Annotated in this window: 12 protein-coding genes; 2 read left to right on the top strand and 10 right to left on the bottom strand. The window is 60.2% G+C overall.

Going from position 1 to position 13,939, the window contains the following annotated elements; all coding sequences use genetic code 11:
- Positions 1-2: 2 nt before the first annotated feature.
- Both BFP92_RS16820 and leuA read left to right on the top strand, forming a co-directional pair.
- Positions 3-824: a peptidoglycan DD-metalloendopeptidase family protein gene (locus tag BFP92_RS16820; protein WP_065930361.1), complete on the top strand. Its 822-nt coding sequence runs from the start codon at positions 3-5 to the stop codon at positions 822-824.
- A gap of 427 nt (positions 825-1,251) precedes the next feature.
- Positions 1,252-2,931, top strand: coding sequence for a 2-isopropylmalate synthase (gene leuA / locus BFP92_RS16815; protein WP_065930360.1), 1,680 nt, complete (start codon positions 1,252-1,254; stop codon positions 2,929-2,931).
- A 165-nt stretch (positions 2,932-3,096) separates the two neighbouring features.
- Here the strand turns inward: leuA and BFP92_RS16810 are convergent, their stop codons facing one another.
- The 10 genes from BFP92_RS16810 to rlmN form a co-directional block, all read right to left on the bottom strand.
- The gene (locus BFP92_RS16810; protein WP_065930359.1) at positions 3,097-3,888 is read right to left on the bottom strand and encodes an amidohydrolase; all 792 of its coding nucleotides are present in this window, start codon (positions 3,886-3,888) and stop codon (positions 3,097-3,099) included.
- Positions 3,876-5,024 carry a pyridoxal phosphate-dependent aminotransferase gene (locus tag BFP92_RS16805; RefSeq protein ID WP_065930358.1) on the bottom strand — a complete coding sequence of 383 codons (1,149 nt, stop codon included), beginning with the start codon at positions 5,022-5,024 and terminating at the stop codon, positions 3,876-3,878. Before BFP92_RS16805 ends, BFP92_RS16810 begins: the two co-directional genes overlap by 13 nt.
- 134 nt (positions 5,025-5,158) lie before the next feature.
- A complete protein-coding gene (gene der, locus BFP92_RS16800; RefSeq protein ID WP_053135513.1) occupies positions 5,159-6,628 on the bottom strand; it encodes a ribosome biogenesis GTPase Der in 1,470 nt (489 codons plus the stop codon).
- Between the two features lie 135 nt (positions 6,629-6,763).
- Positions 6,764-7,915: an outer membrane protein assembly factor BamB gene (bamB, locus tag BFP92_RS16795; protein ID WP_056858730.1), complete on the bottom strand. Its 1,152-nt coding sequence runs from the start codon at positions 7,913-7,915 to the stop codon at positions 6,764-6,766.
- On the bottom strand, positions 7,908-8,549 hold the full coding sequence (locus BFP92_RS16790) for a YfgM family protein (protein ID WP_065930357.1): 642 nt from the start codon (positions 8,547-8,549) through the stop codon (positions 7,908-7,910). The genes bamB and BFP92_RS16790 overlap by 8 nt, the downstream gene beginning before the upstream one ends.
- A 41-nt stretch (positions 8,550-8,590) precedes the next feature.
- On the bottom strand, positions 8,591-9,880 hold the full coding sequence (gene hisS, locus BFP92_RS16785; RefSeq protein ID WP_060754314.1) for a histidine--tRNA ligase: 1,290 nt from the start codon (positions 9,878-9,880) through the stop codon (positions 8,591-8,593).
- A 21-nt stretch (positions 9,881-9,901) separates the two neighbouring features.
- Positions 9,902-11,011, bottom strand: a complete 1,110-nt coding sequence (gene ispG, locus BFP92_RS16780; RefSeq protein WP_056858733.1) for a flavodoxin-dependent (E)-4-hydroxy-3-methylbut-2-enyl-diphosphate synthase — start codon at positions 11,009-11,011, stop codon at positions 9,902-9,904.
- 2 nt (positions 11,012-11,013) lie between these two features.
- The gene (locus BFP92_RS16775; protein ID WP_065930356.1) at positions 11,014-12,015 is read right to left on the bottom strand and encodes a RodZ domain-containing protein; all 1,002 of its coding nucleotides are present in this window, start codon (positions 12,013-12,015) and stop codon (positions 11,014-11,016) included.
- Positions 12,015-12,773 (bottom strand): type IV pilus biogenesis/stability protein PilW, encoded by a 759-nt coding sequence (gene pilW, locus BFP92_RS16770; RefSeq protein WP_065930355.1) that lies wholly within the window; start codon positions 12,771-12,773, stop codon positions 12,015-12,017. The genes BFP92_RS16775 and pilW overlap by 1 nt, the downstream gene beginning before the upstream one ends.
- 12 nt (positions 12,774-12,785) lie before the next feature.
- Positions 12,786-13,934: a dual-specificity RNA methyltransferase RlmN gene (gene rlmN, locus BFP92_RS16765; RefSeq protein ID WP_017135948.1), complete on the bottom strand. Its 1,149-nt coding sequence runs from the start codon at positions 13,932-13,934 to the stop codon at positions 12,786-12,788.
- Between the last annotated feature and the right edge of the window lie 5 nt (positions 13,935-13,939).

Below are 13,939 nucleotides of genomic sequence, written 5' to 3'. Positions count from 1 at the left end.
TGATGCCACGTTTATTTAGCCTGCTGATGCTGTTATGCCTGACCTTTAACGCCCACGCCGACAGCTACATCACGCGGTTGCTGAACAAGCCGGTGCCGGGTGGCGTGGCGGTGGTCGACCTCGGCACTTCGGTCAGCGCGCCCAAAGCCACCTACCTGAACCGGCCGGTGCTGGTGGTCAAGGAACAAAACAACTGGCTGGCGATTGTCGGGATCCCGTTGACCGTCAAACCCGGCACCGAGCGCATCACCAGCGGCGGGAAGAACTTGCCGTTTGTGGTGGGCTTCAAGAAATACCCCGAACAGCACATCACCTTGAAGAACAAAAGCCAGGTGAACCCGGCCCCGGCGCAACTCAAGCGCATCGAGGGCGAACTGGCCGTTCAGCTCAAGGCTTACCGCAGTTTCAGTCCGAACACACCGAGCAACCTGCTGCTGGACAAACCGGTCAACGGGCCGCTGTCGAGCAAGTTCGGCGTGCGCCGTTTCTTTAATGGCGAGGAGCGCAACCCGCATTCGGGCCTGGACTTTGCCGTAGGTGCGGGCACGCCGATCAAGACACCGGCGGCAGGCAAGGTGATCCTCACCGGGAATTACTTCTTCAACGGCAACACTGTGTTCGTCGACCATGGCCAGGGCTTTATCAGCATGTTTTGCCATATGTCGAAGATCGACGTGAAAGTCGGCGACCAACTGGCACGCGGTGCGGTGGTGGGCAAGGTCGGTTCCACAGGCCGTGCGACCGGGCCGCACATGCATTGGAATATCAGCCTTAACGATGCGCGGGTTGACCCGGCGATCTTTATTGGCGCGTTCCAGCCCTGATAAAAATATTCAACCTACCGGCCTCATCGCGGGCAAGCCCGGCTCCCACAGGTGAACGCGCATCCCTGTGGGAGCCGGGCTTGCCCGCGATAGCGCCAGGTCTTCCAGCCCAATTGCGCGCCCGATAACTACTGCGCAATAAAAACAACCCCCCAAATCAATAACCGCCACAAAATATCGAATACCAGCCAAATAGAAGAACTTATCTCAATTTTTTTCGACTGCTTGCCATCTTTCACCCCGGCGGTTAGGGTTGAGCTTATGAAAACCTCTCACACCCTCATTCAGCTCCGCCAGCACCGCAGCCTGTGCCTCGTCAGCGCACGACTGCCAGGCTGAATCGATCTGCCTCGTCCCACGCTTCGTCCCCAATAACAGTTTTACGGCAGGCCGCCTTTTCTCGGCCCCTACTACAAAGGATTTCCCGATGAGCATGCTCAAAGACCCGTCTTCGAAGTACCGCGCGTTCCCGACCATCGACATCCCGGACCGCACCTGGCCGTCGAAGACCATCACCGAAGCGCCGATCTGGTGCAGCTCCGACCTGCGTGATGGCAACCAGTCGCTGATCGAGCCAATGGACGCGGCGAAAAAGCTGCGTTTCTGGAAGACTCTGGTGTCTGTCGGCGTGAAGGAAATCGAAGCCTCGTTCCCGGCCGCGTCGCAAACCGACTTCGACTTCGTGCGCACCCTGATCGAAGACAACCACATCCCCGCGGACACCACCATCCAGGTGTTGACCCAGGGCCGTGAAGACTTGATCGCACGTACGTTCGAATCCCTGCGCGGCGCCAAAAAGGCCATCGTGCACTTGTACAACGCCACGTCGCCGTCATTCCGCCGCATCGTGTTCAACCAGGACAAAGACGGCATCAAGGCCATCGCGGTCAACGCGGCCAAGCTGTTCGTCAAGTATGCCGCCCAGCAGCCGGAAACCCAGTGGACTTTCGAGTACTCCCCGGAGACCTTCAGCGCCACGGAGCTGGAGTTCGCCAAGGAAGTCTGTGACGCAGTGATCGAGGTGTGGAACCCGACGCCAGAGCACAAGATGATCCTTAACCTGCCGGCCACCGTTGAGTGCGCGACACCCAACATCTATGCCGACCAGATCGAGTGGTTCGGCCGCCATATCAACCGTCGTGACAGCGTGATCATCAGCCTGCACACCCACAACGACCGCGGCACCGGCGTGGCCGCCACCGAGCTGGGCCTGATGGCGGGCGCCGACCGTGTCGAAGGTTGCCTGTTCGGCAACGGCGAGCGTACCGGTAACGTCGATCTCGTGACCGTAGCCTTGAACATGTACACCCAGGGCCTCGACCCACAGCTGGACTTTTCCGATATCGACGGCGTGCGCAAAGTCGTCGAGGAGTGCAACCAGATCCAGGTGCACCCACGTCACCCGTACGTCGGCGACCTGGTGCACACCGCGTTCTCCGGCTCCCACCAGGACGCAATCCGCAAAGGCTTTACCCAGCAGAAAGCCGACGCGCTGTGGGAAGTGCCGTACTTGCCGATCGACCCGGCGGACATCGGCCGCAGCTACGAGGCGGTGATCCGCGTAAACAGCCAGTCGGGCAAAGGCGGCATCGCCTACCTGCTGGAGCAGGAATACGACATCAGCTTGCCACGCCGCATGCAGATCGAGTTCAGCCAAGTGGTACAGGCCGAAACCGACCGTGTGGGCCTGGAAATGACTGCACCGCAGATCTACGCCTTGTTGCAGCGTGAATACCTGCAAGCCAACACCCCGTACGCGCTGGTCAGTCATCGCCTGCAGGAAGAAAACGGCAACAGCACCGTGGAAGTGGAAGTCTCGGGCAAGGGCCAGGGCGAAACCAACCTGCGCTGGAACGGCAAGGGCTACGGCACCCTGGAAGCGCTGGTTGCGGCGCTGCCGATCAAAGTTGAAATCATGGACTACAACGAACACGCGATCGGTGCCGGCACCAATGCCAAGGCAGCGGCCTACATCGAGCTGCGCGTGAACGGCGAACGCCCAGTGCATGGCGTGGGGATCGATGAAAACATCACCACTGCGAGCTTTAAGGCAGTGTTCAGTGCGCTGAACCGCTCGTTGAGCCAGCTGGAAGCGAAGGCGGCGTAAGCACTGTCGCGGTCATGCAAAAGGCCCCTGGGTGGGAATCCAGGGGCCTGATCGTTCCCACGCTCTGCGTGGGAATGCCTGCGGTGACGCTCTGCGTCACAACTCTGAAAGCGGACGCAGAGCGTCCGGGGCTGCATTCCCACGCGGAGCGTGGGAACGATCTGGTCAGGTGAATTCGAACCTATCGGCATCCAGATTTGCCGGAAACTTGGTGCGATAAGCCGCCAACTCCGCCGCATTCAGGCACACCTGAAACACCCCGTCCGCCTCCCCCGCACTCAGCAAGGTCTCACCCTGAAAATCCAGCACCTGGCTGTCTCCGGTGTAGGCAAAGCCTTTGCCATCGGTACCCACCCGATTCACAGCCGCCACGTAACACAGGTTCTCGATAGCCCGCGCCGGCAGCAGGCGGTTCCAGTGCTGACGCCGCGCGCCCGGCCAGTTCGCGGTGTACAGCAGCAGGTCGGTGTCCTGGGCATCACGGCTCCACACCGGGAAGCGCAGGTCGTAGCAAATCAACGGGCGAATGCGCCAGCCCTTCAATTCGAACTGCACCTGGCGCTCGCCGGGCGTGTAATGGTCGTGCTCGCCCGCCATACGGAACAGGTGACGCTTGTCGTAGTGCAGCACTTCACCGTCCGGGCGCGCCCACAGCAGGCGGTTCCGGTGGCTGCCGTCGGCCGCCTGGATGATCACGCTGCCGGTGATCACTGCGTTGTACTTGGCCGCCTGGGCTTGCAGCCAGTGATGAGTCGGGCCATGTTCCGGCTCGGCGAGGGTTTGTGATTCCATCGAGAAACCGGTGGTGAACATTTCCGGCAGCACAATCAGGTCGGCGCCGTTGGCCTGCTCCAGCAACAGTTCGAAATGTTCGAGGTTGGCCTGACGGTCATGCCACACCAGGCTGGTCTGGACCAAGGCAATATTCAGGTCGGGTAATGCAGTCAAATCACGCATAGTTTCTCCGCCGCGTGTTGCAGCGTCTCCTCGCGTTTGGCAAAGCACAGGCGCACCAGGCGCTGGCCTTGGGGCGGGCTCTGATAGAACACCGAGACGGGGATGGTCGCCACGCCGTGTTCGCGGGTCATCCACAGTGACATGGCGACGTCATCCAGGTCCGGGCGAATCTGCGAGTAATCCACCAGTTGGAAGTAAGTGCCGGCCACCCGTGTAAAGCTGAAACGCGACGGCGCCAGCAGGTCGCAGAACAGGTCGCGCTTGGCCTGATAAAAGGCCGGCAATTGCTCGACGTGTTCCGGGTGTTCGGCCATGAAGTCAGCCAAAGCGTACTGCAAAGGGGTCACGCCGCAAAAGTTGACATATTGATGCACCTTGCGCAGCTCGGCGGTCAGGGCCGGCGGTGCGACCACGTAGCCGGTTTTCCAGCCGGTGACGTGGTAGGTCTTGCCGAAGGAGCTGACCACGAACGCGCGCTGATACAACTCTTCATGGGCCAGCACGCTGACATGGGGCACGCCATCGAACACCAGGTGTTCGTAGACCTCATCGCTGATCAGGTAGATATCGCGGTCGCGGATCAGCTCGGCCAACTGGTCCAGCTCGGCCCGGCTGATCAGGGCACCGGTGGGGTTGTGTGGCGAGTTGAGGATGATCATGCGCGTGCGCGGTGAGAGCGCGGCCTTGATCTTGTCGAAGTCGAGCGCGAAGCCTTGCAGGCTCAATTGCACATGCACGCAACGGCCACCGGCCAGCTCGACCGACGGCTCGTAGCTGTCGTAGCTGGGGTCGAACACGATGACTTCATCGCCGTTGCGGATGACCGCCTGGATCGCGCAGAAGATCGCCTCGGTCGCGCCTGGGGTGATGGTCACTTCGCTGTCGACATCCACTGTGGCGCCATAACTGCGGGCGATCTTGGCCGCCACTTGTTGGCGCAACACGGGCAGGCCGGTCATCGGGGCGTATTGGTTATGGCCAAGGGCGATATGCTTGCCCACGGCATCGAGCAACTCTTGAGGGCCATTAAAATCGGGAAAGCCCTGGGACAGGTTAAGCGCCCCGGTTTCGGCAGCGAGTTGCGACATGGTGGTGAAAATAGTGGTGCCGACATTCGGCAGCTTGCTGGTGATCATCGGAGGCCCCTGCAGGTGAGGCCCAAGTTTTAAGCTGCCCCAAGCATCGGGTCAAGGCACAAACCACCGCGCACAAAAAAGGGCTCCAAAGGAGCCCTCTCTTGCGGCGTGTCGCTCACAACTCAAAGCGGCGCTTATTTCTTGTCGCGGCGCTTCTTGTCGGCCTTCTTGTGGTGAGTCATCAAACGACGCTTCTTGTTCACCTGACGGTCAGTCAGTGTGTTCTTGTTGCCTTCATATGGGTTCTCGCCACCCTTGAACTCGATACGGATCGGCGTACCGACCAGTTTCAAGACACGGCGGTAGGTGTTTTCCAGGTAACGCACATAGGACTTGGGCACCTTCTCGATCTGGTTACCGTGAATCACGATAATCGGCGGGTTGGCACCGCCCAAGTGGGCGTAACGCAGTTTGATCCGGCGGTTGTTGACCATCGGCGGCGCATGCTCGCCAACCGCGTCTTCCAGGATCTGGGTGAGGCGGTTGGTCGGCCAGCGGGTAACCGCGGACTTGAACGAGTTTTGTACGGACGCGTAGAGGTTGCCCACGCCGGTGCCGTGCAGTGCCGAGATAAAGTGGATATCGGCGAACTCAACGAAGAACAGCCGACGCTGCAGCTCGATCTTGACGAAATCGCGCTCGCTCGGCGTCATCCCGTCCCACTTGTTGATCGCGATGACCAGGGCACGACCGGCTTCCAGGGCAAAGCCCAGCAAGTTGAGGTCGTGGTCCACCACGCCTTCGCGGGCGTCCATCACGAAGATCACCACGTTGGCGTCTTTGATCGCCTGCAGGGTTTTGACCACCGAGAACTTTTCAACTTCCTCGTGGATCTTGCCGCGCTTGCGCACACCGGCGGTGTCGATCAGCGTGTACTTCTCGTCGTTACGTTCGAACGGGATGTAGATACTGTCGCGGGTAGTACCCGGCTGGTCATACACGATGACCCGGTCTTCACCGAGCATGCGGTTAACCAGGGTCGACTTGCCGACGTTCGGACGGCCGATGATGGCGATCTTGATACCGTCTTTTTCGCTTGGGCCAGGAATGCGCTTGGCTTCCTCACCTTCGGCAACGATCTCTTCCTCGCCCTCTTCTTCCTCAGCGTCATCCTTGGGGAAGTCGCGCAGGGCGATTTCCAGCATCTGGGTGATGCCGCGACCGTGGGCACCCGCGACCGGGATCGCATCGCCCAGGCCCATCGGGCTGAATTCGGCACGGGCCGCCTCAGGATCGATGTTGTCGATCTTGTTGGCGACCAGATAGGAACGCTTGTTGCGCTTGCGCAGGTGCTCGCCAATCATCTGGTCGGCAGCGGTGTAGCCCGCACGGGCGTCCACCAGGAACAACACGACATCGGCTTCTTCGATCGCGAGCAGCGACTGCTCGGCCATCTTTTCGTCCATGCCATGCTCGTCACCGGAGATACCACCGGTGTCGACAATAATGTAGGAGCGCCCTTGCCACTTTGCCTCACCGTATTGGCGATCACGGGTCAGACCGGACAAGTCGCCAACGATGGCGTCACGAGTCCTGGTCAGGCGGTTGAACAAGGTGGACTTGCCGACGTTAGGTCGGCCCACCAGGGCGATTACGGGAACCATGCGGCTCTCCACTTCGTTATTTCAGAAAATACAAAAGCCGCTGCAAGGCAGCGGCTGGTGCTCGGGGCAGCATAGTCAAATGCCGCATGCCCCGCCGAAGCGGGGCCGCCTGGGTTTTACCCCAAGCATAGTTGCTTACTTGATGGTCAGGGCTTCCAGCTTGCCGCTGTTGCCAAACACGTAAAGCATGTTACCCACAACCAGCGGACGCGCACGCAGACCATCGCTGTCGATACGCTCGCGGCCGACAAAACGACCGTCTACCTGGCTCAGCAGGTGCAGGTAACCTTCGAAGTCACCTACCGCTACGTAGCTGGAGAACACTTCCGGTGCCGACAACTGACGGCGAGCCAGGGAGTCGTTGCTCCACAGTGCAGTAGTGGAACGCTCGTCGACACTTTCAACGGTGCCGGAAGCGAGGCTTACGTAGACGCTGCCAAACCCTTGGGCGACACCGGCGTAGCTGGAAGCATCACGCTGCCAGTTAATGCGGCCGCTTTGCAGGTCCAGCGCCGCAACGCGGCCCTGGTAGGTGGCGACGTAAATGGTTTCACCCGACAGCAGCAGGCCACCGTCGATGTCCACTACGCGGTCCAGTTCGGAGCGACCTTGCGGGATAGCCACACGGGTTTCCCAGGCCGGCACGCCGTTCTGGGTGTCCAGGGCGACCACTTTACCGGTCGACAGGCCAGCAACGGCCAGGTTGTTGGTCACAATCGGACCACTGGTACCGCGCAGGGTCAACACCGCCGGGGTGCTGTCGTACAACCAGCGCTGGTTGCCGGTGGCGGCATCCAGACCGATTACACGGTCATCCTGGGTCTGCACCACGACCACGTCGCCGTTGGTAGCCGGCGCTGCGAGCACTTCACTGGTCACGCGAGCGCGCCATTTCTCTTCACCCGTTGCCGAGTCCAGAGCCACCACGTCGCCTTTGAGCGTACCGATCAGCACCATGCCGTAGCCGACACCCACACCACCGGAAACCGGCAGTTCGAGGTCTTTCTTCCACTTCACGTCGCCATTCATGCGATCCATGGCCATGACAACGCCCGTGGAGTCAGTGGCCACGATGTTGTCGCCGTCGATCGACGGCTGCAACAGGTTGTACAGGTCGCCCTGGCCATCACCGACGGAGCGGCTCCACTGTTTTTGCAGGACCACTTCTTCCTTGAAGCTGGTCAGCTCGGCAGGAGGCAGTTCTTTTTTACTGTTGCTGCTGCAACCCGCGGCCAGAACGGCCAGAGCCAGCAATGCTGCATGTTTCCAACGGATCACGTCACGCATCCCCTTTGGCCAAGTCGTCCAGCTTGATTTGTAAGCCACCGACCGCCGCTTCATCAGACAGCGCCGCCTTGGCTTTTTGGTACGCAGCATGGGCTTCGTCGGTACGACCCAATTGGACCAACAGGTCGCCCTTGAGCTCTTCACGAGTGGCCACAAATGCCTTGTCAGCATCGCCGTCGAGCAGTTTGAGTGCTTCGTCAGCCTTGTTCTGTGCCGCCAATACCTGAGCCAGGCGCTGACGTGCGATTTCACCCAGGGTCGGGTTGGTCGGCTTGTCGGCGATAGCCTTCAGCTCAGTGGCTGCGTCATCCAGCTTGCCGGTGTCGACCGCGACTTTCGCGACGAACAGGCTGCCGTACTGGGCGTAGGTGCTACCGCCAAATTCGTTTTTCAGCTTGCCGGCCAGGTCCGCCACTTGAGCTGGATCAGGCTTGCCGTCCGGCGTCAGTGTGGTTTCCAGCAATTGCTGATAGAGGACCGAGGCGCCTTGAGACTGGTTGGCCTGATATTTGTGCCAGGCTTGCCAGCCGAACACCACCACTAAAGCCAGCAGACCGCCAGTAACCAGGGGCTTGCCGTTACGCTGCCACCAGTCCTTGAACTCGGCCATTTGCTCATCATCAGTACTCGACACCCCAATACTCCTTAATCGCTAAATTCGGCTGTTCGACAGCTTCAACCCTGCACGACGCAGGTGGCCAAGTGCGCGGCGAGCGCATCAAAGGCAATGTTCTGTTGCTCGCCCTGGCCACGCAGGGGTTTGAAACCTATCACTTGCTGGGCCAATTCGTCATCGCCGAGGATCAGCGCATACAGCGCGCCGCTCTTGTCGGCCTTCTTGAACTGGCTCTTGAAGCTGCCGGCGCCGGCATTGATCTGCAGGCGCAGGTTCGGCAGTTGGTCGCGCACTTTTTCGCTCAGGGCCAGGGCTGCCAGTTCGGCGGCCTCGCCAAAGGCGCAAAGGTACACGTCCACCTGACGGGAGATTTCTTCCGGAATTTGCTCCAGGGTTTCCAGCAGCAGGATCAGCCGCTCGATGCCCATGGCGAAACCTACGCCCGTGGTCGGCTTGCCGCCCATTTGCTCAACCAGGCCGTCGTAGCGACCACCGGCACACACGGTGCCCTGGGCACCGAGTTTGTCGGTGACCCACTCGAACACGGTCTTGCTGTAGTAGTCGAGACCACGCACCAGCTTGGGGTTGATCACGTAAGGAATACCGGCCGCATCCAGGCGAGCCTTGAGCCCCTCGAAATGCGTGCGGGATTCGTCGTCCAGGTAGTCGGCCATTTTCGGCGCGTCGACCAGTACGGCCTGGGTGTCGGCGTTTTTGGTATCGAGAACGCGCAGCGGGTTGGTTTTCAGACGACGTTGGCTGTCTTCGTCCAGCTTGTCTAGGTGGGCGGACAGGTACTCGACCAGGGCTTCGCGATAGCGGCCCCGGGATTCACTGGTGCCCAGGCTGTTGAGTTCAAGCTTGACCGCATCGCGGATGCCCAGTTGGCCCCACAGGCGCCAGGTCAATACGATCAGCTCGGCATCGATGTCCGGACCGTCCAGGTTGAAGACTTCGCAACCGATCTGGTGAAACTGGCGATAGCGGCCTTTCTGTGGGCGCTCGTGGCGGAACATCGGGCCGATGTACCAGAGCTTCTGGGTCTGGCCACCACCGGTGATGCCATGCTCCAGTACCGCGCGCACGCACGCAGCGGTGCCTTCCGGACGCAGGGTCAGGGAGTCGCCGTTGCGATCTTCAAAGGTGTACATCTCTTTTTCGACGATGTCGGTTACTTCACCGATGGAGCGCTTGAACAGCTCGGTGAACTCGACGATCGGCATGCGGATCTGCTTGTAACCGTAGTTATCCAGCAGGCGCGCGACCGTGCTCTCGAAGTAGCGCCACAGCGGCGTCTGCTCCGGCAGGATGTCGTTCATGCCACGAATGGCTTGCAGAGACTTGCTCACATCTAATCCTTAAATTCGTTCTTAGCCGCGCGCGATCAGCGCTGCGTCAGCCGCAACCTTTTCAGCTGCTTTCTCGCGGATCAGCTTTTCCAGATGATCCACGAGATTCTCATTCGTCAGTTTCTGCGACGGCTTGCCGTCGATGTAAATCAGGTTCGGTGTACCGCCAGTCAGGCCCACATGGGCTTCCTTGGCTTCACCCGGCCCATTGACCACACACCCGATCACCGCCACATCCAGCGGCACCAGCAGGTCTTCGAGGCGCAACTCCAGGTCGTTCATGGTTTTCACCACGTCGAAGTTCTGCCGCGAGCAGCTCGGGCAGGCAATGAAGTTGATGCCACGGGAACGCAACCGCAGGGATTTGAGAATGTCGTAGCCGACTTTCACTTCCTCTACGGGGTCTGCCGCCAGGGAGATGCGGATAGTATCGCCAATCCCTTCGGCGAGCAGCATACCGAGACCCACCGCAGATTTCACTGTGCCTGAGCGTAAACCGCCCGCTTCAGTGATACCCAGGTGCAGCGGCTGCACGATTTCCTTGGCCAGGAGGCGGTAGGCTTCTACCGCCATGAACACGTCGGAGGCCTTTACGCTGACCTTGAAGTCCTGGAAATTCAGGCGTTCAAGGTGTTCAACGTGGCGCAATGCCGACTCAACCAGCGCGGCCGGGGTCGGTTCTCCGTACTTTTTCTGCAGGTCTTTTTCCAGGGAACCGGCGTTGACGCCGATGCGGATGGGAATGCCGCGATCACGTGCCGCATCAACCACCGCGCGCACACGGTCTTCGCGACCGATATTGCCCGGGTTGATGCGCAGGCAGTCCACACCCAGCTCGGCCACACGCAGCGCGATCTTGTAGTCGAAGTGAATGTCGGCGACCAGCGGTACCTTGACCAGTTGCTTGATGCGGCCAAAGGCTTCGGCAGCGTCCATGTCCGGCACGGAAACCCGCACGATGTCTACACCGGCGGCTTCCAGACGGTTGATCTGGGCGACAGTTGCGGCCACATCATTGGTGTCGCTGTTGGTCATGCTCTGCACTGCGATAGGGGCATCGCCACCTACCGGCACCGAGCCGACCCAGATCTTGCGCGATACGCGACGTTTGATTGGAGATTCGCCGTGCATGACTATTGTCCCAACTTGAGGCGAGCGGTCTCGCCACTGGTGAACGGCGCCACGTCCACAGGCTGGCCGTTGTAGGCCACTTGGGCGCCACGGGCAAAGCCCAGACGCAGCGTCAAAGGAGGCTTGCCGCCTTGGTCAAGTGTATCTCCCTTACGCTTCAGACCGCTAAACAGCACTTTGCCATTGCCATCGGTAACTTGCGTCCAGCAGTCAGCGATGAAGGTAATCTGGATATGCCCGTCACCGGCGATCAACGCCGGGGTGGTGGGAGGCGAAATCGCAGCCGGGGCCGGGGCCACTGGTGCGCTGGTCGCTGGGGCCTGCGTCGGAGCAGCCGGAGCAGCTGGCGTATGCGCCTGGGCAACCGGGGCAGCCGGTACGGTTGGAGCCGGCACAGCAGCGGTGGCTGCAGGTGCAGTGCCCGCTTCCGGAGTCGGTTGCTCGGTGGTAGCCGGCACTTGCGAGGCGGCCTGCCCTTGGGCAACCGCCTGGTCTTCCGGCTCATCGAGCGGGTGAATCTGGGTGGTGCCGTCGGCGCTTTCGACTTCGACGTGCTCCATGGCGTTGCTGGTCAGGTCCTTGGTGCGCTGGGAGGCCTGGTCTTGCCACCAGACGAAACCGCCACCGACCACGGCAATCAGCAGCAACAGGCTGACAATCCGCAAAATCGTGTGGGAAACCCGTACCGGCTCTTCGATGCGGCCCAGACCATGCACGTTGCTGCCCTGGGAGTCGGTACCGGTGAACTGGTCGAATTCCTGGACCAATACAGTCTGGTCGATGCCCAGCAATTTGGCGTAGGCGCGGATATAGCCGCGGGCGAAGGTATGCCCAGGCAGCTTGTCGAACGCGCCGGCTTCCAGGTTGCCCAGGGACGTGGCGGTCAAATTGAGCTTGAGGGCCACTTCTGCCAGCGACCAACCATTGCTTTCGCGGGCCTGACGCAAGGTCTCGCCTGGGTTTACGCGATTAGCTGCTACAACTTCCGGGTGCGCCGCTTTCATCATTGCTCCGACAGGTATTGCTGATATTCCGGCGTACCGGGATAGAGTCGTTCGAGTTGCTGGCCAAACTGTGCAGCCGTGTCGCGTTCTTCATGAACCGTCGCCAGGCGCACACCGAGCAATAGACTACGTGCATTTTGCCCGCTGAGCAGGCTAAAACGCTCGTAAAAGTCACGTGCCGGCACATAATGCCTGTCTTCGTAAGACAACTCAGCCATTTCGAGCAACGCCCGTGGCTGGCGACTGTTCAGGTGCAGGGCTTTTTCCAGTTGCTGGCGGGCGCTGTCGCGCTGGCCCAGGCGTATCGAGGTCACCCCAAGGTTCTCGAATACGCGTGAACGCTCAGGATAAAGGCTATCGGCGCTGGCTTGCTGGAAATAACGGGACGCCTGCTCATAACGTTGCTGCGCAAACAGGAAGCTGCCGTAGTTATTCAGCAGCCGAGGGTCGGCAGGACGTGCGGCCAGGGCCTTGTGAAAATACGCCTCGGCCAGTTCGGGCTCAGCCTGAGCCTGGAACACCAGGGCGAGTGCGGCATTGGCATCGGCATCATCGCCGTCCAGTTGCAGCGCCTTTTTCAACGGCACCTTGGCCTGCTCGCTCATACCCTGGCGCAGATAACCCAAGCCCAATTGCACATAGGCAATTCGCGCCTCGTCACGGCCTTTGCCGGTTTGCATGGGGCTGTCCTGGCCCGATGAAACACAACCGGCCATCAGACCGGTAAAAAGCAACAGCAGCGCGAGGCGCAAGGGCATAGAGGTCCTCTCTCAGATTCGATTCACAGCAATTTGCGGCAAATCTTCGGCGGCGTTAAGTTCGCGCACGGCGATATAACGCTCACTGCGGCGGGTGCGATCCATCACTTGCCCGACCAGTTGGCCACAGGCGGCGTCGATGTCTTCACCACGGGTGGTGCGCACAGTAACGTTGTAGCCGGCCTGGTGCAGTTGATCCTGGAAACGGCGGATGGCGTTGTTGCTCGGCCGCTCGTAGCCAGAATGGGGAAACGGGTTAAACGGAATCAGGTTGATCTTGCACGGGGTGTTCTTGAGCAGCTCGATCATCTCGACCGCATGCTCAACTTTGTCGTTGATGTCCTTGAGCATGGTGTACTCAATGGTCAACACACGCTTTTCGCCCAAGGTCGCCATGTAGCGCTGGCAAGATTCGAGCAGCATCTTAAGCGGATACTTCTTGTTGATTGGCACCAATTGGTTACGCAATGCGTCATTCGGTGCGTGCAACGACAGCGCCAGGGAAACGTCGATGTGCTTGGCCAGCTCATCGATCATCGGCACCACGCCGGAGGTCGACAGGGTCACACGGCGCTTGGAAATGCCGTAACCCAGGTCGTCCATCATCAAATGCATGGCGGCAACGACGTTGTCGAAGTTCAGCAGCGGCTCACCCATGCCCATCATCACCACGTTGGTGATGGCACGGTCGACGGTTGCCGGGACGCTGCCAAAGGATTTGTTGGCAATCCACACCTGGCCGATAACTTCGGCGGCAGTGAGGTTGCTATTGAAGCCTTGCTTGCCGGTGGAGCAGAAACTGCAATCCAGGGCACAGCCTGCCTGGGACGAAACGCACAAAGTGCCGCGCTTGCCCTGGGGAATGTAGACGGTCTCGACGCAGCTGCCGGACGCCACGCGCACCACCCACTTACGGGTGCCGTCGGTGGAGATGTCCTCGCTGACAACCTCGGGACCACGGACCTCGGCAATGGCCTTGAGCTTGTCGCGCAGGGCCTTGCTGACGTTCGTCATGGCGTCGAAATCGTCGACACCAAAGTGGTGAATCCACTTCATTACCTGACCGGCACGGAAACGCTTCTCCCCGATTGAGTCGAAGAATTTTTCCATTTCCTGTTGAGTCAGACCCAGCAGGTTGGTTTTAACAGTCGATGTAGTCATGGATT

Source organism: Pseudomonas sp. 58 R 3, from assembly GCF_900006605.1.
Taxonomy (GTDB): domain Bacteria; phylum Pseudomonadota; class Gammaproteobacteria; order Pseudomonadales; family Pseudomonadaceae; genus Aquipseudomonas; species Aquipseudomonas salomonii.
This window is presented reverse-complemented; position numbering and strand designations above follow the sequence as displayed.